Here is a 21,783-nt window from a genome sequence, read left to right on the forward strand (position 1 = left end):
CCTGCCGGTGGTCGATGACAACGCTGCTTCCCGCCTCGCAGATCACCCTCGGCATCCTTGCCGGCGGCCGCGGCACGCGCCTGGGCGGCGTCGACAAGGCCTGGATCGAGCGTGACGGCCTGGCCCAGGTGATCCGCTGGCAACGCCGCTTCGCCGGTGACACCAGCGCAGTCCTGGTCAGCGCCAATCGTGATGCCGCGCGCTACGCCGCTGCCGGGCTGCATTCCGTCGTCGACAGGGTGGGCGGTGGTCTGGGCCCACTGGCCGGCATCGATGCGTTGGCGGCCGCCTGCGCCACGCCGTGGCTGCTGACGATTCCGGTCGACCTGGTCGGCGTCAACGAATGCCTGCTGCCAACCCTGGCTTCACACGCCGGCGCCAGCGGCGCCTTTGCCGTCGATGACGACGGCGCCCAGCCACTGGTTGCGCTGTGGTCGCTGGCGGCGCTGCGGCCGGCGGCCAGCGCCGCACTGGCGCGTGGCGATATGGCGGTGCACTCGCTGCAGGCCACGCTCGGCATGGCGGCGGTGCGACTGGACGGCGTACGCTTCGGCAACCTCAACACTCCCGACGACCTGGCTGCCGCTGGCATCACATGACCGGATTCCCGACTGGACTGCTGTTCGACGACGCACTGGCCATCGTCCGCGACGTGGCGGCAGCGCACCGCCTCGAAACCGAGACGCTGGCGCTGTCGCGAACGCATGGCCGCATCCTCGCAGGCGACATCCACGCGCCGTTGTCCTTGCCTCCCTTCGACAACAGCGCGATGGACGGATTCGCTGTTCGCCACGCCGACTTGGGTGACGGCGAGACCACGCTGCGACTGGTTGGCGAACAGTTCGCCGGTCGTTCGACGGGGCTGCAGGTCGGGCCGGGCGAATGCCTGCGCATCACCACTGGCGCACCGCTGCCGGTTGGCGCCGATGCGGTCGTCATCAAGGAGAACGCGCGGGTCGATGGCGACCGCGTGACGGTTGGCGGCGACGTCGCCCCTGGTTCCAATGTGCGCTTCGCGGGCGAGGACGTGGCCGCGGGCGACCAGGTACTGCGCGCCGGCTCGCTGCTGACGCCCGCACGGGTTTCGCTGGCGGCATCGATGGGGCTGGCTTCGCTGCCGGTCGTGCGTCGGCCGACCGTGGCGGTGTTCAGCAGCGGCGACGAGCTGGTCGAGCCGGGCATGGCCCTGGCCCCCGGCGAGATCTACGACAGCAACCGCGAACTGCTGATGGGGCTGCTGCGCGCCGACGGGCTCGAGCCGACGGCGTGGCCGCGCCTGCCGGACGATCCGAAGCGGGTCGAGATCGCCCTGCGCGATGCCGCCTGCGCGTTCGACATCGTGATCACCTGCGGCGCCGTTTCGGCCGGCGAAAAAGACCACATTCCGTCGGTGCTGGCGCAATTCGGCCAGACCCATTTCTGGAAGGTGCGGATGAAGCCAGGGATGCCGCTGCTGTTCGGCAGCCTCGACCAGGCGCGCGTGCTGGGCCTGCCCGGAAATCCGGTGTCGGTGTTCGCCACCTACCTATCGTTCGGCCGGGCCCTGGTCGACGCGCTGCAGGGGCGCACCGATCCGCGGCCGCTGGAGCGTGCGCAACTGCTCGGCCCGATCGACAAGGCCCATCCGCGCCGCGAGTTCATGCGGGCCCGGGTGTTCTGCGACGACCACGGCGTGCTGCGTGCGGATCCGAACCCGGCAATCGGCTCGCACCGGCTGCGCGCCGTTGCCGACTCCAATGCGCTGATCGTGATCCCGGACGGCCCGCAGCGCCTGGCGGCGGGCGAAGTGGTCGAGGTGCTGCGCTATGCGTAGTGCCCCTGCTTGCGGACAGACGGCGCGATAATGCCGGCATGAACATCGAAGAAGTCTCCCCGGCAGAGGCGCTGCGCCGCCAGCGATCGGGCGCGGTGCTGATCGACGTGCGCGAGTCGCATGAGCGCGCCGGCGGGTTTGCCGAAGGCGCCCGCGGCGTCGCCAAGGCGGATCTCGAGGCGCAGCCACAGGCAGAACTGCCCGATCCAGACGCCGACATCGTGCTCATCTGCCAGTCCGGCCGGCGCTCGCTGCAGGCCGCGCAGGCGCTGCTGGAAGCGGGCTATCGGCGCGTGAGTTCGGTCGAGGGCGGCACCACGCGCTGGATCGCAGAGGGCCTGCCGCTGACCCGGCCCGAAGGCGATTTCGACTTCTACGACCGCTACTCGCGCCATCTGCGGCTGCCGGAAGTGGGCGAGGGCGGACAGCGGCGACTGCAGGCCGCGCGGATCGCGATGGTCGGTGCGGGTGGACTGGGTTCACCGGCGGCGTACTACCTGGCTGCGGCCGGCATCGGCACGATTGTTCTGGCCGACGACGACGTGGTCGACCGCAGCAACCTGCAGCGGCAGATTCTGCACACCGAAGACCGCATCGGCGTGGCCAAGGTGGAATCGGCGCGCATCGCGCTGTCGGCGCTCAATCCGACCGTCACCATCGAGGCATTCCCCGAGCGCATCACCGCCGACAACGTCGAACGGCTGATTGCCGAGGCCGACGTCGTCATCGACGGTGCGGACAACTTTCCGGTGCGCTACCTGCTCAACGATGCCTGCGTGAAGCTGGGCAAGCCGCTGGTGTACGGCGCGGTGCACCGGTTCGAAGGCCAGGTCAGCGTCTTCGACGCCGGCCGCCACCGTGGCCAGGCGCCGTGCTATCGCTGCCTGTTCCCCGAGCCGCCCCCGCCGGAGGCTGCGCCCAACTGCGCCGAGGCCGGCGTGCTTGGCGTGCTGCCAGGCGTGATCGGCATGCTGCAGGCGACCGAGGCGATCAAGCTGGTGCTGGGCCTGGGCGATTCCCTGGCCGGGCGCCTGCTGGGCTTCGACGCACTGGCGATGAAGTTCCGCGAGACGCGTTTGTCGGCGGATCCGCAGTGCCCGGTCTGCGCGGCAGGACGCGAGTTCCCGGGCTACATCGACTACGTGCAGTTCTGCGCCGGGTGACGCGCTAGAGCATGAACTTCTGCAGCGCCTGCTCGAATCCCGGGTCGGTGCCGATGGTGTTGTGATCGGCCTTGGGCAGGTCGATCACCTGCGGCGGACGGCCCAGCGATCCGATCAGGCGATTGGTGCTGGAGGCCGGGATCACCTGGTCGCGGCCGGCGCGGATCACCATCACCGGGCCTTGGTAGCCGTGCAGGTAACCGGCCGAGTCGAACCGGTCCTTCACGATCCAGCGAATCGGAAACATCCGGTAATGCGCCTGTGCGACCGCCGCCAGGCTGTCGAACGGCGCCACCAGCACCAGCCGGGACACGGGCCGCCTGGACGCCACGTAGCTCGCCACGCCGCTGCCGAGACTGGAGCCGATCACGCTGACGGCCTCGCCCGGATGGCGTGCCTGCACGTCATCGAACACGGCCAGCGCGTCGGCGAACAGGGCCGTTTCGCTCGGCGCACCTTCGTTGGCGCCGTAGCCGCGATAGGCGACCAGATAGATGCTGCGCCCCGGCAGCACGCGTCCGAGTTGTTCGCGCCGGTTTTCCACGCGCTCGGCGTTGCCGCCGAAATAGATCACCGGCTCGTGCCGGGCCGGGTTGACCACCCAGCCGCGCAGGCGGACGCCGTCGCGCTCGATGGCAAAGTCGGTCTGCGCCGCGTCGACGCGGGTGTCCTGCGGCAAGTAGATCAGTTCGCGCTGCTTGGCGAACAGCCAGGCGCAGATGCCGGCGTAGCCGAGGATCGGCAGTGCGGCCCAGCCGAGCAGCTGTTTGCGCATGCTCAGCCCTCGTGCCTGCGCCGCGCCGCTTCGAACGCGGCGAGCTGCTCGGGGGTGGCGTCCTTCTGGTGCTCGGCCTTCCATTGCGCGAAGGGCATGCCGTACACCGCTTCACGCGCCTCGTCGCGGGTCATGGTGATGCCGCGATGCTCGGCGGCATCGCGGTACCAGTCGGACAGGCAATTGCGGCAGAAGCCGGCCTGGATCATCAGGTCGATGTTCTGCACGTCGGTGCGCTCGACCATCAGATGCTGGAGCAGGCGCCGGAAGGCCGCGGCTTCGATCTGGGTGGTTTCGAAATCGGTGTCGGTCATGGGGGTCTCCGTTCCGGGCGGAGCAGGGCAGTGGGGGGGGTGTCGAATGGGTGCGGGTCGAACAGGCGCGCCTCGAACAAGCGCGCCTCGAATAAGCACGCGTCGAATAAGCACGCGTCGAATAGGCGATAATGCGCGGCCTCGACTGTAACCCAGCGACCGCATGACCGCCTCGACTCCCACTGCCCGCATCCTCGACGGCAAGCGCATTGCCGACGACCTGCTCGACAACCTCAAGGCCCAGGTCGACGCGCGCGTCGCCGCCGGCAAGTCGCGCCCGGGCCTGGCGGTGGTGCTGGTCGGCAACGATCCCGCGTCCAGCGTCTATGTCCGCAACAAACGCCGTGCCGCGGAAAAAGTGGGCATCCGTGCGATCGACTACGACCTGCCGGCCGACACCGGCAACGACGAACTGCTGGCCCTGATCGACCGGCTCAACGCCGACCCCGACGTCCACGGCATCCTGGTCCAGCTGCCGCTGCCCGACCGCCGCGACGCTACCGGGCTGATCCACCGGATCGATCCACGCAAGGATGTCGATGGCTTTCATCCGGAGAACGTCGGTCACCTGGCCTTGCGCCAGTTTGGCCTTCGCCCGTGTACGCCGCGTGGAATCACCACGCTGCTGGCCTACACCGACAAGGCCGTGCGCGGCCAGAGCGCGACGATCGTGGGCGTGTCCAACCACGTCGGCCGGCCGATGGCGCTGGAACTGCTGATCGCCGGCTGCACGGTCACCAGCTGCCACAAGTTCACCCCGCCCGACGTGCTCGAAGCTTCGATCCGCAACGCCGACATCCTTGTGGTCGCGGTCGGCCGCCCGGGCCTGATCCCGGGAGAGTGGGTCAAGCCGGGCGCGGTGGTGATCGACGTCGGCATCAACCGCCTCGATGACGGCCGCCTGGTCGGCGACGTCGGTTTCGCCGCCGCGGCTGAACGCGCCAGCTGGATCACGCCGGTCCCGGGCGGAGTCGGACCCATGACCGTTGCCACGCTGATGCAGAACACGCTGGAAGCGGCGGAGGCGGCCGATTCGGGTCGCGGCTGGTCACCGGTGTCTTGAAGCCCGGCATCCTGAGTCGACCACAGCGTTCCAGCCGCGATGTGCGCATTAAGGTGGCCTTCCGGGTTACAATTCATTGCTTCATCCTCCCGGCCCCTGCCCATGCTGCGCATCCAGGCTGAAGCACTGACCTACGACGACGTCTCCCTCGTCCCGGCCCATTCGGTCGTCCTGCCCAAGGACGTCTCGCTCACGACCCGCCTCACCCGCGACCTCAACATCCGTCTGCCAATCCTGTCGGCGGCGATGGACACGGTCAGCGAAGCACGCCTGGCCGTTGCGATGGCCCAGCTGGGCGGCATCAGCATCGTCCACAAGAACATGAGCGTCCAGGCGCAGGCCGCGCAGATCGCCTCGGTCAAGAAGTTCGAGGCCGGCGTGATCAAGGAGCCGTTCACCGTCGGCCCCGATACCACGATCGCCGAAGTGCTCAAGCTCACCCGCGCCCGCAACATCTCCGGCGTGCCGGTGGTCGAAGGCGGCCATCTGCTCGGCATCGTGACGAGCCGCGACATGCGCTTCGAGAAGAAGCTCGACGATCCGGTCCGCCACATCATGACCAAGAAGGACCGCCTCATCACGGTGCGCGAAGGCGCCACCGACGAGGAAGTCCTGAGCCTGCTGCACAAGCACCGCATCGAAAAGGTGCTGGTGGTCAACGACGGCTTCGAGCTGCGCGGGCTGATCACCGTCAAGGACATCCAGAAGAAGTCCGACAACCCCAATGCCGCCTACGACAGCAGCGAACGACTGCTGGTCGGTGCCGCGGTAGGCGTCGGTGGCGACACCGAGGCGCGCATTGAAGCGCTCGCTGCCGCTGGCGTCGACGTGGTCGTGGTCGATACCGCGCACGGCCATTCGCAAGGCGTGCTCGACCGGGTCAAGTGGGTGAAGAAGAACTTCCCGCAGCTGCAGGTCATCGGCGGCAATATCGTCACCGGCGATGCGGCTCTGGCGCTGATGGACAACGGTGCGGACGCGGTCAAGGTTGGCGTTGGCCCGGGCTCGATCTGCACCACGCGCATTGTCGCTGGCGTCGGCGTACCGCAGATCACCGCCGTGGCGATGGTGGCCGAGGCGCTGCAGGACCGCATCCCGCTGATCGCCGACGGTGGCATCCGCTACTCGGGCGACATCGGCAAGGCGCTGGTCGCCGGGGCCTCCACCGTGATGGTCGGCGGCCTGTTCGCCGGCACCGAGGAAGCGCCGGGCGAAGTCGAGCTGTTCCAGGGCCGCAGCTACAAGAGCTACCGCGGCATGGGCAGCATCGGCGCGATGGAGCAGGGCTCCAAGGATCGCTATTTCCAGGACGCTTCGGACGCCGACAAGCTGGTGCCGGAAGGCATCGAAGGTCGCGTGCCGTACCGCGGCCCGCTGCGCAACGTCGTCCATCAGCTCGCCGGCGGCCTGCGCGCGACGATGGGTTATGTCGGCTGCGCGACGATCGAGGACATGCGCAAGAAGCCCAGCTTCGTGCGGATCACCAATGCCGGTGCGCGCGAGAGCCACGTGCACGACGTGCAGATCACCAAGGAACCGCCGAACTACCGCGCTGGGTGATTCCGGCGCGGTCCGGCGTTTGTTGTTACTGCCGCAGTAGACCGTCATTCCCGCGAAGGCGGGAACCCAGCGACTTTGCCCTGCCGAATTCCGATGACCGACATCCACAGCGACAAGATCCTGATCCTCGACTTCGGCGCGCAGTACACGCAGCTGATTGCCCGCCGCATCCGCGAGATCGGCGTCTACTGCGAGATCTGGGCCTGGGACCACGATCCGGCCGAGATCGCGAAGTTCGGCGCCAAGGGCATCATCCTCTCGGGTGGCCCGGAGTCGACGACCGAGCAGGGTGCGCCCGCCGCGCCGCAGGAAGTGTTCGATTCCGGTTTACCGATCCTGGGCATCTGCTACGGCATGCAGACCCTGGCCGCGCAGCTGGGCGGCGCCACCGAGGCCGCCGATGCCCGCGAATTCGGCCACGCCGAAGTCGAGCTGGTCGCCCGTGACGCGCTGCTCGGCGGCCTGTCCGATCATGACGGCGAGCCGCGCATCGACGTGTGGATGAGCCACGGCGACCACGTCGCCAAGGCGCCGCCGGGCTGGACCGTCACCGCCGTCACCGACCGCATCCCGGTCGCGGCCATGGCGCTGGAGTCCAAGCGCTGGTACGGCGTGCAGTTCCATCCGGAAGTGACCCACACCAAGCAGGGCACGACCCTGCTGCGCCGCTTCGTCACCGATATCTGCGGCTGCAAGACGCTGTGGACCGCCGCGCACATCATCGAGGACCAGATCGCCCGCGTGCGCGATACGGTCGGCACCGATGAGGTGATCCTCGGCCTGTCCGGCGGCGTCGATTCCTCGGTCGTCGCCGCGCTGCTGCACAAGGCGATTGGCGAGCAGCTGACCTGCGTGTTCGTCGATACCGGCCTGCTGCGCTGGAACGAAGGCGACCAGGTGATGGCGATGTTCGCCGAGCACATGGGCGTGAAGGTCGTGCGCGTGAATGCCGCCGACCGCTACTTCAACGCGCTCAAGGGCGTCGACGATCCGGAGGCCAAGCGCAAGATCATCGGCAACCTGTTCGTCGAGATCTTCGACGAGGAGTCGTCGAAACTCGCCAACGCCAAGTGGCTGGCACAGGGCACCATCTATCCCGATGTGATCGAGTCGGCCGGCAGCAAGACCGGCAAGGCCCACGTCATCAAGAGCCACCACAACGTCGGCGGCCTGCCCGAGAACATGAAGCTGGGCCTGGTCGAACCGCTGCGCGAGCTGTTCAAGGACGAGGTGCGGCGCCTGGGCGTCGAGCTCGGCCTGCCGCGCGCGATGGTCTATCGCCATCCGTTCCCGGGCCCGGGCCTGGGCGTGCGCATCCTCGGCGAGGTCAAGCGCGAGTACGCCGAGCTTCTGGCCAAGGCCGACCACATCTTCATCGAAGAGCTGCGCAAGGCCGACCTGTACGACCGCACCAGCCAGGCATTCGCGGTGTTCCTGCCGGTGAAGTCGGTCGGCGTGGTGGGCGATGCGCGCGCTTACGAGTGGGTGATCGCACTGCGTGCGGTCGAGACCATCGACTTCATGACGGCCCACTGGGCGCACCTGCCGTACGACTTCCTCGGCAAGGTTTCTAACCGTATTATCAATGAGTTGCGCGGTGTTTCTCGCGTTGTTTATGACATCAGTGGCAAGCCGCCCGCGACCATTGAGTGGGAGTGATGTCCTCGTTCCAGCCGCCTGCGGAATCTGATGCTGACGAGCGCTGGATGCGGCACGCGCTGGCGCTGGCCGACCGCGCCGAGCACGAGGACGACGAGATTCCGGTAGGCGCGGTACTGGTGTCGGCCGAAGGCGAAGCGCTCGGCGAAGGCTGGAACCGCAATATCACCGAGCAGGACCCGAGCGCGCACGCCGAGATCGTGGCGATGAGGCAGGCCGGTCGCCGCCTCGGCAATCATCGCCTGCTGGGTGCGACCCTTTACGTGACCCTGGAGCCGTGCGCGATGTGCGCCATGGCGATGGTGCATGCGCGTGTCGCACGCGTGGTCTATGGGGCGAGCGATCCCAAGACCGGCGCTGCAGGCAGTGTGTTCGACCTGCTCGCCGATCCCAAGCATAACCATCGCGTGCAGGTGCAAGGCGGCGTGCTGGGCGAAGAGTCCGGCGCGCGGCTGACGGCTTATTTCCGGCGCAAGCGCGGAAAGGCCTGAGCCTCTCATCCGCCCTTCGGGCCCCTTCTCCCGCGAGCGGGAGAAGGGAGCGACCCGTCAGTCGTTCCTGAGGTCGATCTTGTCCTTCGCCAGCTGCTCGTTGAGTTCCAGGTCGAGCATGTGCAGGCCGAGCTTGGCCTCACGGCCCAGGCAGAGTGAGGCGGCGAACATCAGCAGCACGCCGATCATCGCCAGCCCGGTTGGCAGCAGGTCGAGCCGGTAGCCCAGGAAGGCGTCCACGGCGATGCCCAGGCTGGTACCGACGAAGGCGCTGATCGCCGCATAGAGCATCCGCACGGCCGCCAGCACCAGGTAGGAGCGGCGCCGGTGCGTGGCGATGCGCGATTCCAGTGCGACCCGGGCCGGCCCCTGCTCGGTCGCGCGGAGCACTTCGATCTCGCTGCGCATGCGGTCCACGACCCGGGCCAGGCGGTTGTTCGACGAGATCAGCAGCGAACTGGCGGCGGTCAGGAAGAACGCGGGCGTGATCATCGCCGAGACGACGGCGTAGTGCGACGGGTCGATCGCGACGGGTGCGGGCATGCGGGATTCCGTGACTGCGTTGCGGAGGGCGCCGGCGGGGGCTGCCTGTATGATGCTACCGACATCCCTTCAGTGCGAGCCCATGGCAGCGACCAACGACGAGCATCTGATCTGGATCGATCTGGAAATGACCGGCCTGGATACCGACAACGATTCGATCCTCGAGATCGCCACGCTGGTGACCGACAAGCAGCTCAACATCCTGGCCGAAGGGCCGGAGCTGGCGATCGTGCATCCGGTGTCGCGCCTGGAAGCGATGGACGAGTGGAACCGCAACCAGCACGGCAAGTCCGGCTTGTGGAAGCGCGTCGTCGAAAGCCGCGTGACGCTGGCCGAGGCCGAAACCAGCACGCTGGCGTTCCTGGCGCACTGGGTGCAGGCAGGCCGTTCGCCGATGTGCGGCAACTCGATCTGCCAGGATCGCCGCTTCCTGCATCGCCTGATGCCGAAGCTCGAACGCTATTTCCACTACCGCAATCTCGACGTCAGCACGGTCAAGGAACTGGCGCGGCGCTGGGCCCCCGAAGTGCTCGCCGGCGTCGCCAAGGACGCACGGCATACGGCATTGAGCGACGTGCACGATTCCATCGCCGAGCTGCGCCATTACCGGCAGTCGATGGGGAAGCTGGGCGGGCTGTAGGCCCGCCGGCCGCTACTCCGGCTTCGCCGGCGTCGGAGTCACGACTACCTTCACGCCCTGGTCCTGCGCCACGTGGTGGTACATGCGCACGTCGCGCTGGGGGTAGGGGATGCTGATGCCGTCCTTGTCGAAGGCGGCCTTGATGCGCTCGTTGAGGTCGCACTTGGTGTTGAAGTGGTCGGCGTTGCTGACGTGGCAGCGGATGCCCAGCTTCACCGCGCTGTCGGCCAGCTCGTAGACGACCACGTCGGGCGCCGGTTCGGGCAGGATGCGCTTGTCGGCATGCATGATCGCCAGCACCGCCGCGCGTGCCGCCTCGATGCTGTCGTTGTAGCCGATGCCCACGACCAGCTCGATGCGGCGCACCGTGTCGGGCGTGAGGTTGATGATCGGGGCGGTGGTGATCAGGCTGTTGGGCAGCACGATGGTCTGGTTGTCGGCGCCGCGCAGCTTGGTCTGGAAGATGCTGACCGATTCGACCCTGCCGCTCTTGCCGCCGAGATCGACGATGTCGCCGACACGGAACGGCTTGAGCGTCACCAGCATCACGCCGGAGGCGACGTTGGACAGCGAATCCTTCATCGCCAGGCCGATCGCCAGGCCGGCTGCGCCGAGCACGGCGAACAGCGAGGCCGGCGAGACCTTCAGGCAGATCTGCAGGATCGCCAGCACGAACACCATCAGGATCAGCACGTAGGTGACACGGCTGAGGAACTGCTGCGCGGTCGGTTCGACGTGCGCGCGCGTCAGTGCGCGCGAGACGGCGCGGGCGAGCCACTTGGCGATCTGGATGCCGATGTAGAGCGCCAGCAGCGCCGCGCCCAGGCGCACGCCCCATTCGATGGCGACATCGCTCCAGTCGTCGGTCTGCTGGATCGCGTTGGCGAGTTGTTCGGGAGTCAAGATTCACCTCCTGCAAAATGCGACGCCCCGCAATAGCGGGGCGTCAGGTTCAGTGCAAGTCTAAGCGCAATCAAGTTACCGGTTCGTGGTCACACCGCTTTGGACTTGTTGGCCTTGGCCTTGGCCAGGCGCAACCAGGTGTCGACAACGGTGTCGGGGTTCAGCGAAACCGACTCGATGCCCTGGTCCATCAGCCACTCGGCCAGGTCCGGGTGATCGCTCGGGCCCTGGCCGCAGATGCCGACGTACTTGCCCTTGGCGCGCGCGGTCGAGATGGCCATGGCCAGCAGCTTCTTCACGGCCGGGTCGCGTTCGTCGAACAGCTTGGCGACGATGCCCGAGTCGCGGTCCAGGCCCAGGGTGAGCTGGGTCAGGTCGTTGGAACCGATCGAGAAGCCGTCGAAGATGTCGAGGAATTCGTCGGCCAGCAATGCGTTCGACGGGACCTCGCACATCATGATGATCTTCAGGCCATCCTTGCCTTGCTCCAGGCCATTGGCCTTGAGGACCTCAACCACCTTGCGGCCTTCGTCGAGCGTGCGCACGAACGGGATCATGACCCAGCAGTTGGTCAGGCCCATTTCCTCGCGCACCTTCAGCACCGCCTGGCACTCCAGGGCGAAGGCGTCGGTGAAGCTCGGGTCGACGTAACGGCTGGCGCCGCGGAAACCGATCATCGGGTTCTCTTCGTGCGGCTCGTAGCGGCTGCCGCCGATGAGGTTGGCGTACTCGTTGGACTTGAAGTCCGACAGGCGCACGATCACCGGATGCGGCGCGAACGACGCGGTGATGGTGGCGATGCCTTCGGCCAGGCGGTCGACGTAGAACGCGACCGGGTCGTTGCCGTAGCCGGCGATCTTGACGTCGATCTGCTTCTTGGTCGCGGCGTCCTGCTGGGTGTACTCGAGCAGGGCCTTGGGATGGATGCCGATGTGGCTGGCGATGATCATCTCCAGGCGCGCCAGGCCGACACCGGCGTTGGGCAGCATGGCGAAGTCGAAGGCGCGCTCGGGGTTGGCGACGTTCATCATCACCTTGAGCGGGGCCTCGGGCATCTTTTCCAGGTCGGCGGTATGGCGCTCGAAGGGCAGGGCACCGTCGTAGATGAAGCCGGTATCGCCTTCGGCGCAACTGATCGTGACTTCCTGGCCGTCCTTGATCGTGTCCAGCGCGTTGCCGGTACCGACCACGGCGGGCACGCCCAGCTCGCGGGCGATGATCGCGGCGTGGCAAGTGCGGCCGCCACGGTTGGTGACGATCGCGGCCGAGCGCTTCATCACCGGCTCCCAATCGGGGTCGGTCATGTCGGCGACGAGGACGTCGCCAGGCTGGACGCGGGCCATGTCGGCCAGCGAGCGCACCACGCGGGCCACGCCGGTGCCGACCTTCTGGCCGATCGCGCGGCCTTCGCAAATCACCGGGCCACGCTGGGTGAGCTGGTAGCGCTCGATCTGGGTGGCCTTGGCGCGCGACTTCACGGTCTCCGGGCGTGCCTGGACGATGAAGATCTTGCCGCTGACGCCGTCCTTCGCCCACTCGATGTCCATCGGGCGGCCGTAGTGCTTCTCGATGACCAGCGACTGCTTGGCGAGTTCCTGCACGTCCTCATCGCTGATCGAGAACGAGTTGCGCAGATCGGCCGGAGTCTCCTCGATGCGCACGCGCTCGCCGGGGACGTCGGAATAGACCATGCGCTGCTGCTTGGCGCCGATGCTGCGGCGCAGGATCGCCTTCTTGCCCTGCAGCAGGGTCGGCTTGTAGACGTAGAACTCGTCCGGGTTGACCGCGCCCTGCACGACCATCTCGCCCAGGCCGTAGCTGGAGGTGATGAACACCACCTCGCGGAAACCGGACTCGGTGTCGAGCGTGAACAGCACGCCGGAAGAACCCAGGTTGGAGCGCACCATCAGCTGCACGCCGGCCGACAGGAACACGTCCTCGTGCTTGAAGCCATGGTGCACGCGGTAGGCGATGGCGCGATCGTTGTAGAGGCTGGCGAAGACTTCCTTGACCTTGTGCACGACGTCGTCGGCACCGGTGACGTTGAGGAAGGTCTCCTGCTGGCCGGCGAACGAGGCGTCCGGCAGGTCTTCGGCGGTTGCCGAGGAGCGCACGGCCACGGCGACTTCGCCACCGCCGTTCTCGTCGCACAGCTGCTTGTAGGCGGTGCGGATGTCGGCTTCCAGCTGCGGCTGCAGCGGCGCATCGATCACCCACTTGCGGATCTCGCCACCGGCCGCGGTCAGTGCCGGCACGTCTTCGACATCGAGCGTGGCGAGCTTGTCGAAGATGCGCTGGTGCAGGTTGTTGTGGGCGATGAAGTCCTTGAAGGCCTCGGCCGTGGTCGCGTAGCCGCCCGGGACGGATACGCCGAGGCCTGCGAGGTTGCCGATCATCTCGCCGAGCGAGGAATTCTTGCCGCCGACACGGGCCAGATCGGTAAGGCGCAGTGCGTGCAGCCAGAGGATGTTCTCGTTCAAGCGGGCGGTCTCCAGGGGGCGGGGCGCATGCGGCGCAATGATCAGGATTTCAGTGATCACGATATGATCGCCTCTGCGTCGGATCCATACAAGCTTGATTCGACGGGGTTTTTCATAGTGTGAACGGCCAATTCAGACGGAGTCGGACCATGGCAGGCGTGAGACCGGTGTTCTACGTGTCAGACGGAACGGGCATCACCGCCGAAACCATCGGCCACAGCCTTCTTACCCAGTTCACCGATACCCGGTTCGTGACCGACCGGATCGCCTTCGTCGACAACGTCGAGCGGGCCCGGGAGGTGGCGGAGAAGATCCGTGGCGCGGCCGAGGTCCATGGCGTGCGCCCGGTGGTCATCAACTCCTGCATGGACGCCGACGTCAGCCTGGCGCTGGCCGAGAGCGGGGCGCTGATGCTGGACGTGTTCGCGCCGTTCATCGAGCCCCTGGAGCGCGAGCTCGAACAGACCCGCCAGCGCCACATCGGGCGCGCCCACGGCATGTTCGACTTCGAGACGTATCACCGCCGCATCAACGCGATGAACTTCGCCTTGACCCATGACGACGGCCAGGCCGTCGACTACTCCGACGCCGACCTGGTGCTGGTCGCGGTGTCCCGGGCCGGCAAGACGCCGACCTGCGTGTACCTGGCGCTGCACTACGGCATCCGCGCGGCCAACTACCCGTTGACCGAGGAAGATCTCGAGCACGACCGCCTGCCGCCGCGCCTGCGTCCGTACCGCAACAAGCTGTTCGGGCTGACGATCGATCCGGTACGCCTGCAGCAGATCCGCCAGGAACGGCGGCCCAATTCGCGCTATTCCCAGCTGGAAACCTGCAAACGCGAGGTTGCCGCCGCGGAGACGATGTTCCGCGCCGAACGCATTCCCACGCTCAGCACGACCCACACCTCGATCGAGGAGATCTCGAGCAAGGTGCTGACGACGCTGGGGATCCATCGCGACATGTTCTGAGCGCCGTTGCGGCGCCGATGCCTGGATTGGGGCCGGAAACGAGGCGCCAAAAAGCATCGCGATGAATGCTTACCGTAGGCCTACCGGCGCGCGTCGTCAACGCTGCCGCGCAGGCATTCCGGCGTGTAGGATCGGGTCCATGATGACGTCCCTGGCCACGCGCCCTGCACGCATTCCCCGGCTCAGCCGTTTCGGCTGGCTGATGGGCCTCTACGCGGAAAACCACACCCGCCTGCTGCGCATGTTCGAACCGGCCGGACTGGCCGTGGGCAGCTATATTTCCAGCGCCGGCGACCATCTGGACCTGCAGCTGGACGTGATCGAGCAGCACCGCTACACGACCGAACTGCGCCTGACCTACGCGATGCGCGACCCGATCACCGGCGAGCCCGATCCGTCGGCCTATCTGCGCCTGTACAACGACGCCCGCCAGCTGGAAGTGACCCACTGCTACGTGGGGCGACGCTGGCAGGACGCGATCGGGATGTACCCGCCGCCGGCCGAAGTGCTCGACCACCGGACGCAGATGAACACGTTTCTCGGAAAGTGGCTCGAGTATCTAGCGGAGCGGGGACATGGTGTGGCAACATTGCGCCCCGTTGACGCCGGCACAGCCGCTGGCGGACGCGAAGAAGAAAATCTGGCAGCGAACGCTTGACGACATCGCTGAACGCCCGCTAGAATTTTCGTCTTTCCAGCACACGTGGGGCCATAGCTCAGCTGGGAGAGCGCCTGCATGGCATGCAGGAGGTCGGCGGTTCGATCCCGCCTGGCTCCACCATCTCTTCGACGGGATTCCTCCGACGAGATGTGTGCCAAGAGTTTCACAACCAAGTTTTGTCCCCATCGTCTAGAGGCCTAGGACATTACCCTTTCACGGTAGCGACCGGGGTTCGAATCCCCGTGGGGACGCCAGCTTAACCCCCGACTCGGGGGCCGCGATGCGGTAGCAGATGCCACCGCTGAGCGTTTCCGGATCGATCTCGATCCGGTCAACGATAGATAGGATCACCGGCCGCAGCGTCTCGCTGCGGCCGGCTTCTTTTGCGTCCGCGGCAATCTCGGCCAGCATCCGCGCGACATCGGCGACGCCCACTTTCCCGATCCAGGCCGCACGCTCGGCCTCGATCTCGAGCGCCTGCAGGCGCAGCTCCCTCTCCCCGCGCTGCTGCTCGAGCTCGTCCACCTTGCGCAACGCCGGCGCCGGATCCGCCAGCTGCGCGGCAAGATCCAGCGTCCGACTGATGCGGGTGGCCAGCTCGGCGACATCCCCGCGGATCCGCCGGATGGCCGCCGGATCCGTATCGCTGGCCAGCGTCGATCGGGTGCCGCTGATGAGCGCCGGCGCGAAGCCTGGCGAGGAAAGATCCTCGAGCACCTGGTCGGTGATCTGATCCTCGAGGGTGGCGCGCGAAAGCGACCGCGCTTTGCCATTGCGCTCCCAGCGATAGCGATCCGTCTCGGCCCACCATTTCGATCCGTCTGGGGCATATAACAGGCCGCCGAGCAGAGCATCGGAATCGCGTGCGCGCTGTTCGGATGCCCTGGCGGTGCGCGCCTTCGCTTTCAGCTCGAGGCGGCCGAGCAGCTGCTCGGCTTCCTCGGTGGTGATCAGCGCGGGGTGCGTATCGCGCTGAATGATCCAATCCTCGCGCGGCCGGCGCTTGGATCCGCCGACATAGCCGCCGCTTTGGCGCTCTGCGTGAACGTTCCAAACCGTATGGCCGGCATAGGTGAGCGCGTTCCATTCGATGCTGATGAGCGAGGTGTCGGCCTGGCCGGTGATGCCGGCGCGCACCTTCGCGCTCAGTCGCGGCGTGCCTGCAGCGCGTTCGCGGAGATAGATGCCGATCGCCTGACTAGTTTCGGGATCCGGCTCGAGCACCGACTTCGTTACGGCCTCGCCCTCGCGGATGGCGCCGGTGGCAACCTTGCGCAGCATGTAGCCGGTGGGAGCGCGGCCGCCGGCGCGAAAGCCGGCGCGCACGTTCTCGCTCATGCCGGCGAGACCTTTCTGCTTGCTCGAGATGCTGTGATATTCGTCCCAGGCAACCATTACCGATTTCAGCACGATCTCGGTGAGCGGATCGACCTCGGGCAGCGTTTTGTAAACAACGGCGACGCCGTTGGCCTTGCAATCCAATTCCTCGAACATGAGCGAGATCACGCGACGCCGAGAGAGGCGCGACGTGTCATGCAGTAGCACCGTGCTCCATCCGCGGGCGGGATTGCGCACCGCCTTGATCAGCTGTTGAAATCCTGGGCGATCGGCGTCTTTGCCGCTCTCTACTGCGTCAACGAATTCCTCGACTACGGTGAGGCCTCGCGATGCAGCCAGCTCATGCAGTGCCCGGCGCTGCGCGTCCGGGGACACATCCTTTCGATCCTTGCTGGATCTCAGATAGAGAGCTGCGTTGCTTTTCATGTTCTTCCTTTAACCGCGCCGCGATCAGGGGGGCAATCACAGCGGCAACTAGGTGCGGATCCGGGGCATTAATTGCACGAAGTTTAACGATTTTCCTCCCTTTCACAGGACAGCCCCCAGCCATGCTCGCCGCGCCTCGCACTGCAGGCGCGGCGCTTCGCCCGGGGTTTCGCTCGCACTGCTCACCGATCAAGATCCTCAAAGCCAAACCAGGGCAGCTCATCGAGATCGATCGGACGCGCCTCGAGCTGAGCCCAGGACGTGCGGCCGGCGACTTCCTCACCGCAGCATTCGCACCATTCCAGCGTGTAGGCCGTGATCGAGAATGAAGTGCCGGGCCAGCGATGTCCGCGCAGCCAGCACATCGGCAGCCGCCACGCGCGCAGCTCGGGCCAGCTGCGGCGCTCATCGGCCGGCGTCGTCTCGAGCGCTCGCGCGTAGTCCAGGGACATCGAGGCCGCGGCGAGGATCCGACCAGGGCGGCGCATCACAGCGCACCGCCTTCAGGCGCCGCCGTCGTCACGCGCACCGGCTCGATCGCGCGCCGGCCGGCGATGAAGTCGCTGCACTTCCCATCGCTCGCCGCGGGTTTAATCCGCGCCTGGTCGGCGTCGATTGACGGCACCAGGCGCAGGCAGCCGGTGCACGGCGCGACGTTGCCGAGCGCGATGCCCAGGCAGGGCAGCGGGCGATAAGTCCTCATCGAGCACCTCCATCGCGCAGCTGCAGCGAGCGCGCTCGGCGCGTCCTGGTCGGCTTCGCGTTGTAGCGACTCACCCAGGCGCGGAACGCGATCGCGCCGCACCAGCGCGAGCGCTCGCGGCCCGTCGAGTAGCAGATGCGTCCGCCGGCGACGCCGATCACGCGGCGCGATGGCGTGCGCGTTTTCTTGGCGCGCGTAACCCAGACCTGGTCGGCCTTGATGCTGATCCTGGCCTTCATGCCGCGCACCTCGAGCACGTGAAGGCGCTCACGCGCAGGCCGTTCCGGAATACCGTGCGGACCTTTCCGCCGCCGATGAACCGGCGGCGGTGACAGCGGCAGCACATGCGCGCCGGGAGGCTCGACGGCGCGGCCGATGGGCGGCGCAGCTGATCGATGTGATCGCCAGCTGCTCGCGTGCCGAATCGATTGCTCGCTTTCATGGCCTAGCGCTCCGCTGCAGCGGGAGACGAAACTGCAGCAGCTCGGCGCGCTTGGGGATCCGCGGCTTTTTCGTGTCATTGAGCCGGCACCATTCGGCGAGCGCCTGGTCAAAGTCGCCATGCCGGACGGTGCTGCGACATTGGCATTCGATGAAGTCGCCGCCGCCGACGCGCGGCGCACGCATATCGAGCATGTGCCGCGCCTGGTGGCCATCCGCGCAGAGGGGCAGATCGAAATCATGGGAGATCTGGCGCTGCGTCACGGTGCACCTCCCGCCACGGCCGCGGCCTCACGGCGCACGGCTTGCGGGCCGCGCGGAGCGCGCAGGGTGAAGCCGGCGGCGTCGCCCAGGTAGGCGCGCCCAAGACGCCGGCGAGCGGCGCGCCTGGTGTGCCAGCGAGCACCAGCGAAGCCGAGCGCGAAGAAGATCGCGGCGGCGATGAGTAGCGCTTTAAGCATGGCTCACCTCCTGGCCAGCGTTGCTCGAGACCTTCGACGCCGGCGGCCGCGGCAGCATGTTCGCGACGCGATCGGGCAGGCTCACCGCATCCATGTATTCGCACAGCTCGACGCCGATGCGATCCTCGGCCTCGGACCAGTCCGCATCGCGGGAGCGCCATGAGCGATCGCCAACGCGCTCCCACGTGCGTTGCACCGATCGCGTGCCTCCCATCACCAGGCGCGCCGTTTGCTGGATCCGGTCGCGCTGCACGGTGAGCACGATCACCGCCATCGGCGGGATCGTGGTGGCCGCGGGGCAGTCGGCGCGCAGCCCATCGGCGCGGTACTGGAAAGCCTGGGCGCGCTGCGCGGCATTGTCGCCGCGGTTCTCGGCGAGCTTGCTGAGCAGCACGCGCTCGGCCGGCGTGTGGAAAGGATCGGCGCGGTGAGCTGCAGCGTGGGCGCGTGCCTCGGTTTCCTCGGCGCGGTAGCGCGCGGCCGTCGCCTCGAGGTAAGCGACGCTGGCCAACGTGTAGGCCTGCACAGCTTCCGGGGCCGGTTCGCGCGGCGTGATAGCCTGAACCTCGGCGCCGGTGTCGATCGTTGCGGGGGTGTGTGCCGTTGCCGGCGTGGTGTCGGTCATCGGGTGCATGGTTTCTCTCTCCTTCATGGTGATGGGCCTTGGGCCGAGTGACAGCTCGGCCGCCGGCGCCGCTTGGTTACTGGCGCTCGCGCTGGAAAACCCAGCATTTCTTTGAGCCGTTGGTCACTTTTGAATTCACGGTCTTGACGTCCACAAACCGGCGCAGCCGTGACGTGCGCAGATGCTTTTTCAGGTCCGTCATATCGACCGGCAGGCGCAGCCCGCGGCGCGCACAACGTTCCTCAAACTCGACCAGGCTGATCGCGATCAGATCGTGATCGCGGCTGTGATTGATCGAGGTATCGCTCTCGGCGGGGCCGTGCGGGTTGAGCGCGTCCACGTGCTCAAACAGCTCCCAGAAACGGGCCACGATCGGGTGATCAGCGTTGATCGCGTGCTGCCGCTCGATGGCCATGCGCACCAGCAGCGCGTGCGTGGCCGAATACTGCAGATCGCTCAGCTTGATCACGTGGCGCAGCCCATCCACCAGCGCCATCAGCTGCGCGTGGTTCTTAGCGATTCGCACGCTCTTGATCTCTGGCTCGGCGATCAGTTGGTTTTCATACTTCGCGCGGTTCTCGCCCAGGACCTCGAGCACCTTCGCCTCTCGCCTGGTCGCGGCGAGGATGAAGCCGGAAACGGTCTCGACCGGCATCCGCTCGAGGTTCTCGGCGAGCTGCTTGGTCGCGGCGGTGTGCGTGCTCTTGTCAAAGTGGAGGTGCACGATGCGCTGCAGGATTGCATCGCTCGCGGTAACGGCGGCGTTTTGGCTGATCACGATCGCGCCGCGAAATGGCGGCTCGCGCGTTTCGTTGCCGGAATTCTTCACGCCAGTCGAGCGGACGCTGCGGCCGTTATAGGCGGTTTTCAGCTCATCCCAATCAAAGGTTTTCTGCTTGGCGGTGTCGCTATCGCGCTCGCTCTCGATGAGCACAACGGGCAGGTTTGAGACCTGGGCGAAGTTGCGAGCGCGTGCGGCGAGCGTGGCCTTTGACGGATCGAAGCCTTCGTAATCGCGGCGGCCGAATAGTTTCCAGAGAAACTCGACCAGCGTGGATTTACCGGATCCGGCCTCGCCGACAACCTCGAGGAAGGGGTAGCTCTTTTGCTGGCCGCGGATCTGCTCGGCGAACAGGGTGCCAAACCAAAAGGCCAGGGCGACGATGCCATTCGCGCCAAAGCACTCCCAGATCATATCGAGCCAATCGGTGCGGTATGCGTTGCGGTCGGCGTTGATCTGCAGCGCCACGCTCTGATTCAGGGTCTTGATCGAGAGCTTGCCGAATTCAAAAAAGTCCTCTTCATTCACTTCGCCGAGCTGGCCCTCTTTCATGGCCAGTTGATCGCCGAATACATAACAGCCGTGCTCGCGTGCATAGCCGACGAAATCGATCGTCTCGACGGTTTTGATCGAGTAGAGGGATTCTTTGAAGATGCGATCGAGCTGCTGCGTGCTGCCGGTGAATACGGCACCAGGCGCGATCCCGAGCAGGCGCTTTTTAAACTCGCTGGCGGATGACAGCTGGCCGGCGGTGAATGTGTTCTTGAGCGGCCTTCCCTTGTGCGGGAATGCGATCCGGTAGTAATACCAGCTCTCATCGGTGAGCGCGTTCGCCTGGTAATACAGCGCGCTCGGGTAGCAGTTGGCGATCTCGGTGACGCTGCCGGATTCGGTGAGCGCCTGGTCGCGAATCTGCGTCTCGCTCAGCCCGTTATCTTTCGACTCGAGCGCTTCCTTTGCCTTGCCATAACGCGCCTCATCGAAGCGAAACCAAAACAGCCGGTTATCAAAGCCAAAGTGAAACTCTCGGCGCTCTTTGCGCTTATACATCAGCAGCGCTTTCGCGGTGGCCGATTCGGCGGTGAGCAGCGCGCCCTCATAGAGATACAGCTCGAGATCTTTCTCGGCGAGCTTCCCGCGCTGGTGCACATCGTTCCAGTCGATCTTTGAGCGGCCGCTCTGCGGGATCTGCGCGGCCTTGCAATCCCAGCCCTCGGCGCGTGCGCGCTCGATCCATTTCTGCGTGAAGCCGCGGCCGGATGCGTCGCCATCGAGCGCCCAGATCAGCACCGGTCGATCGGCGCCGGCGGCGGCGCGATCGCTTCGAAGCTTGGCGAGCGCGTGCTCGGGGTAGTTATTCGATGACAGCAGCGCACGCGACGCGATGCCATTCAGCTCGAGCGCGATCGTGTCAAAGATGCCCTCAGTGAGCCAAACCTCGCCGGCATCGGCGGCGGTGTCGGGCATCTGCCACCAGTGGCCGTTATACGGTTTGCCATACGCAAAATTCGCTTTGCGCTTTCCGAAGCGCTCAGGGCGATCGATGATCCGCTCCCACCAGCTGCCGCACTCGAGCGTGAAGCGCACCGTCGCGCTGCCGATGTTCAGATCGGAATTGTGATAGCGCTCCTGGCTGAAAAGGCCGCGCAGGCGTTTCAGATCGAAGCCGCGCGAATACTGCAGATAAGCCTCGGCGGCGGCGTAGGGGTTCGCCTCGCTGGCGATGTATCGATCAGACCAGCTCTCAAAGAGATCGCGGTAAACGTCCTTCACCGCCAGCTCGGCGCCGCACTTGGCCAGGCGGCCGCAGCGCAGGATCCAGGGCGCCTCGGCGCTCGCGTACATCTCGCGTTTGCTGCAGTCAGGACAGCGGCCCTCCTGCAGCCATTGGCCCTTAGGCTTAAATCCGAAATCCGCGATGAGGCGGCGGGTGATGTCGGTCTGCAGTTCTGGGCGCATAGGGTTTTTTCAG

22 protein-coding genes, 2 tRNA genes and 1 pseudogene are annotated in these 21,783 nt (G+C 66.4%); 12 read left to right on the forward strand and 13 right to left on the reverse strand.

The window, feature by feature from the left end; genetic code table 11:
* The first annotated feature begins 14 nt into the window (after positions 1-14).
* Genes mobA through moeB form a run of 3 tightly spaced genes read left to right on the forward strand, consistent with a single transcriptional unit; the run spans position 15 to position 2,976 of the window.
* A complete protein-coding gene (mobA, locus tag AB4Y64_RS09600; RefSeq protein ID WP_441816215.1) occupies positions 15-599 on the forward strand; it encodes a molybdenum cofactor guanylyltransferase in 585 nt (194 codons plus the stop codon).
* Positions 596-1,813, forward strand: coding sequence for a molybdopterin molybdotransferase MoeA (locus AB4Y64_RS09605; RefSeq protein WP_441816216.1), 1,218 nt, complete (start codon positions 596-598; stop codon positions 1,811-1,813). Before mobA ends, AB4Y64_RS09605 begins: the two co-directional genes overlap by 4 nt.
* Entirely contained in the window at positions 1,813-2,976 is a 1,164-nt protein-coding gene (moeB, locus tag AB4Y64_RS09610; protein ID WP_441816217.1) for a molybdopterin-synthase adenylyltransferase MoeB, read from the forward strand. The genes AB4Y64_RS09605 and moeB overlap by 1 nt, the downstream gene beginning before the upstream one ends.
* Positions 2,977-2,980: 4 nt before the next feature.
* Here the strand turns inward: moeB and AB4Y64_RS09615 are convergent, their stop codons facing one another.
* Positions 2,981-3,751 carry an alpha/beta hydrolase gene (locus AB4Y64_RS09615; protein WP_441816218.1) on the reverse strand — a complete coding sequence of 257 codons (771 nt, stop codon included), beginning with the start codon at positions 3,749-3,751 and terminating at the stop codon, positions 2,981-2,983.
* 2 nt (positions 3,752-3,753) lie between these two features.
* Positions 3,754-4,065: a DUF1244 domain-containing protein gene (locus tag AB4Y64_RS09620; RefSeq protein WP_441816219.1), complete on the reverse strand. Its 312-nt coding sequence runs from the start codon at positions 4,063-4,065 to the stop codon at positions 3,754-3,756.
* Between the two features lie 163 nt (positions 4,066-4,228).
* Between AB4Y64_RS09620 and folD the strand changes: the two genes are divergently transcribed.
* The 4 genes from folD (at position 4,229) to tadA (ending at position 8,838) form a co-directional block, all read left to right on the forward strand.
* Positions 4,229-5,128: a bifunctional methylenetetrahydrofolate dehydrogenase/methenyltetrahydrofolate cyclohydrolase FolD gene (folD, locus tag AB4Y64_RS09625; protein ID WP_441816220.1), complete on the forward strand. Its 900-nt coding sequence runs from the start codon at positions 4,229-4,231 to the stop codon at positions 5,126-5,128.
* 102 nt (positions 5,129-5,230) lie between these two features.
* Positions 5,231-6,688 (forward strand): IMP dehydrogenase, encoded by a 1,458-nt coding sequence (guaB, locus tag AB4Y64_RS09630; RefSeq protein WP_441816221.1) that lies wholly within the window; start codon positions 5,231-5,233, stop codon positions 6,686-6,688.
* Between the two features lie 93 nt (positions 6,689-6,781).
* Positions 6,782-8,347 carry a glutamine-hydrolyzing GMP synthase gene (gene guaA, locus AB4Y64_RS09635; RefSeq protein WP_441816222.1) on the forward strand — a complete coding sequence of 522 codons (1,566 nt, stop codon included), beginning with the start codon at positions 6,782-6,784 and terminating at the stop codon, positions 8,345-8,347.
* Complete coding sequence (gene tadA / locus AB4Y64_RS09640) at positions 8,347-8,838, forward strand: tRNA adenosine(34) deaminase TadA (RefSeq protein ID WP_441816223.1); 492 nt, start codon at positions 8,347-8,349, stop codon at positions 8,836-8,838. Before guaA ends, tadA begins: the two co-directional genes overlap by 1 nt.
* Positions 8,839-8,895: 57 nt before the next feature.
* Here tadA and AB4Y64_RS09645 read toward each other — a convergent pair whose 3' ends face one another.
* Entirely contained in the window at positions 8,896-9,381 is a 486-nt protein-coding gene (locus AB4Y64_RS09645) for a DUF2721 domain-containing protein (RefSeq protein WP_441816224.1), read from the reverse strand.
* A gap of 82 nt (positions 9,382-9,463) precedes the next feature.
* On the opposite strand from AB4Y64_RS09645, the gene orn reads away from it, so the two are divergent.
* Positions 9,464-10,021 (forward strand): oligoribonuclease, encoded by a 558-nt coding sequence (gene orn / locus AB4Y64_RS09650; protein WP_441816225.1) that lies wholly within the window; start codon positions 9,464-9,466, stop codon positions 10,019-10,021.
* Between the two features lie 12 nt (positions 10,022-10,033).
* Here orn and AB4Y64_RS09655 read toward each other — a convergent pair whose 3' ends face one another.
* A complete protein-coding gene (locus AB4Y64_RS09655) occupies positions 10,034-10,924 on the reverse strand; it encodes a mechanosensitive ion channel family protein (RefSeq protein ID WP_441816226.1) in 891 nt (296 codons plus the stop codon).
* Positions 10,925-11,013: 89 nt separating this feature from the next.
* Positions 11,014-13,404 (reverse strand): phosphoenolpyruvate synthase, encoded by a 2,391-nt coding sequence (gene ppsA / locus AB4Y64_RS09660; protein WP_441816227.1) that lies wholly within the window; start codon positions 13,402-13,404, stop codon positions 11,014-11,016.
* A gap of 149 nt (positions 13,405-13,553) precedes the next feature.
* On the opposite strand from ppsA, the gene ppsR reads away from it, so the two are divergent.
* The 4 genes from ppsR (at position 13,554) to AB4Y64_RS09680 (ending at position 15,290) form a co-directional block, all read left to right on the forward strand.
* Positions 13,554-14,375 carry a posphoenolpyruvate synthetase regulatory kinase/phosphorylase PpsR gene (ppsR, locus tag AB4Y64_RS09665; RefSeq protein ID WP_441816228.1) on the forward strand — a complete coding sequence of 274 codons (822 nt, stop codon included), beginning with the start codon at positions 13,554-13,556 and terminating at the stop codon, positions 14,373-14,375.
* 142 nt (positions 14,376-14,517) lie between these two features.
* On the forward strand, positions 14,518-15,033 hold the full coding sequence (locus AB4Y64_RS09670) for a DUF1249 domain-containing protein (protein ID WP_441816229.1): 516 nt from the start codon (positions 14,518-14,520) through the stop codon (positions 15,031-15,033).
* Positions 15,034-15,080: 47 nt separating this feature from the next.
* Positions 15,081-15,156, forward strand: a tRNA-Ala gene (locus tag AB4Y64_RS09675).
* A 58-nt stretch (positions 15,157-15,214) separates the two neighbouring features.
* Positions 15,215-15,290, forward strand: a tRNA-Glu gene (locus AB4Y64_RS09680).
* A gap of 1,156 nt (positions 15,291-16,446) precedes the next feature.
* Here AB4Y64_RS09680 and AB4Y64_RS09685 read toward each other — a convergent pair.
* From AB4Y64_RS09685 to AB4Y64_RS09720, 8 genes and pseudogenes are all read right to left on the reverse strand, one after another.
* A pseudogene (locus AB4Y64_RS09685) lies at positions 16,447-16,800 on the reverse strand (recombinase family protein); the annotation flags it as partial.
* A 182-nt stretch (positions 16,801-16,982) separates the two neighbouring features.
* Positions 16,983-17,252: a hypothetical protein gene (locus AB4Y64_RS09690; protein ID WP_441816230.1), complete on the reverse strand. Its 270-nt coding sequence runs from the start codon at positions 17,250-17,252 to the stop codon at positions 16,983-16,985.
* A 35-nt stretch (positions 17,253-17,287) separates the two neighbouring features.
* A complete protein-coding gene (locus AB4Y64_RS09695) occupies positions 17,288-17,503 on the reverse strand; it encodes a hypothetical protein (RefSeq protein ID WP_441816231.1) in 216 nt (71 codons plus the stop codon).
* On the reverse strand, positions 17,500-17,742 hold the full coding sequence (locus AB4Y64_RS09700; protein ID WP_441816232.1) for a hypothetical protein: 243 nt from the start codon (positions 17,740-17,742) through the stop codon (positions 17,500-17,502). The genes AB4Y64_RS09695 and AB4Y64_RS09700 overlap by 4 nt, the downstream gene beginning before the upstream one ends.
* A 199-nt stretch (positions 17,743-17,941) precedes the next feature.
* On the reverse strand, positions 17,942-18,208 hold the full coding sequence (locus AB4Y64_RS09705; protein ID WP_441816233.1) for a hypothetical protein: 267 nt from the start codon (positions 18,206-18,208) through the stop codon (positions 17,942-17,944).
* Positions 18,205-18,405: a hypothetical protein gene (locus AB4Y64_RS09710; RefSeq protein ID WP_441816234.1), complete on the reverse strand. Its 201-nt coding sequence runs from the start codon at positions 18,403-18,405 to the stop codon at positions 18,205-18,207. Before AB4Y64_RS09710 ends, AB4Y64_RS09705 begins: the two co-directional genes overlap by 4 nt.
* The gene (locus tag AB4Y64_RS09715) at positions 18,398-19,039 is read right to left on the reverse strand and encodes a hypothetical protein (RefSeq protein ID WP_441816235.1); all 642 of its coding nucleotides are present in this window, start codon (positions 19,037-19,039) and stop codon (positions 18,398-18,400) included. Before AB4Y64_RS09715 ends, AB4Y64_RS09710 begins: the two co-directional genes overlap by 8 nt.
* A gap of 67 nt (positions 19,040-19,106) precedes the next feature.
* Entirely contained in the window at positions 19,107-21,770 is a 2,664-nt protein-coding gene (locus AB4Y64_RS09720; RefSeq protein ID WP_441816236.1) for a toprim domain-containing protein, read from the reverse strand.
* Between the last annotated feature and the right edge of the window lie 13 nt (positions 21,771-21,783).

This window comes from Lysobacter sp. TAF61 (assembly GCF_052113485.1).
Classification (GTDB): Bacteria; Pseudomonadota; Gammaproteobacteria; order Xanthomonadales; family Xanthomonadaceae; genus Lysobacter_J.

Excerpts from the sequence above, each read along its gene's own strand:
- folD (WP_441816220.1), top strand. The coding sequence starts at position 4,229 with ATGACCGCCTCGACTCCCACTGCCCGCATCCTCGACGGCAAGCGCATT.
- AB4Y64_RS09695 (WP_441816231.1), bottom strand. The coding sequence starts at position 17,503 with ATGAGGACTTATCGCCCGCTGCCCTGCCTGGGCATCGCGCTCGGCAAC.
- AB4Y64_RS09645 (WP_441816224.1), bottom strand. The coding sequence starts at position 9,381 with ATGCCCGCACCCGTCGCGATCGACCCGTCGCACTACGCCGTCGTCTCG.
- AB4Y64_RS09720 (WP_441816236.1), bottom strand. The coding sequence starts at position 21,770 with ATGCGCCCAGAACTGCAGACCGACATCACCCGCCGCCTCATCGCGGAT.
- ppsR (WP_441816228.1), top strand. The coding sequence starts at position 13,554 with ATGGCAGGCGTGAGACCGGTGTTCTACGTGTCAGACGGAACGGGCATC.
- AB4Y64_RS09700 (WP_441816232.1), bottom strand. The coding sequence starts at position 17,742 with ATGAAGGCCAGGATCAGCATCAAGGCCGACCAGGTCTGGGTTACGCGC.
- AB4Y64_RS09690 (WP_441816230.1), bottom strand. The coding sequence starts at position 17,252 with ATGTCCCTGGACTACGCGCGAGCGCTCGAGACGACGCCGGCCGATGAG.
- AB4Y64_RS09710 (WP_441816234.1), bottom strand. The coding sequence starts at position 18,405 with ATGCTTAAAGCGCTACTCATCGCCGCCGCGATCTTCTTCGCGCTCGGC.
- AB4Y64_RS09715 (WP_441816235.1), bottom strand. The coding sequence starts at position 19,039 with ATGCACCCGATGACCGACACCACGCCGGCAACGGCACACACCCCCGCA.
- mobA (WP_441816215.1), top strand. The coding sequence starts at position 15 with ATGACAACGCTGCTTCCCGCCTCGCAGATCACCCTCGGCATCCTTGCC.
- guaB (WP_441816221.1), top strand. The coding sequence starts at position 5,231 with ATGCTGCGCATCCAGGCTGAAGCACTGACCTACGACGACGTCTCCCTC.
- AB4Y64_RS09620 (WP_441816219.1), bottom strand. The coding sequence starts at position 4,065 with ATGACCGACACCGATTTCGAAACCACCCAGATCGAAGCCGCGGCCTTC.
- AB4Y64_RS09670 (WP_441816229.1), top strand. The coding sequence starts at position 14,518 with ATGACGTCCCTGGCCACGCGCCCTGCACGCATTCCCCGGCTCAGCCGT.
- tadA (WP_441816223.1), top strand. The coding sequence starts at position 8,347 with ATGTCCTCGTTCCAGCCGCCTGCGGAATCTGATGCTGACGAGCGCTGG.
- orn (WP_441816225.1), top strand. The coding sequence starts at position 9,464 with ATGGCAGCGACCAACGACGAGCATCTGATCTGGATCGATCTGGAAATG.
- AB4Y64_RS09615 (WP_441816218.1), bottom strand. The coding sequence starts at position 3,751 with ATGCGCAAACAGCTGCTCGGCTGGGCCGCACTGCCGATCCTCGGCTAC.
- guaA (WP_441816222.1), top strand. The coding sequence starts at position 6,782 with ATGACCGACATCCACAGCGACAAGATCCTGATCCTCGACTTCGGCGCG.
- AB4Y64_RS09605 (WP_441816216.1), top strand. The coding sequence starts at position 596 with ATGACCGGATTCCCGACTGGACTGCTGTTCGACGACGCACTGGCCATC.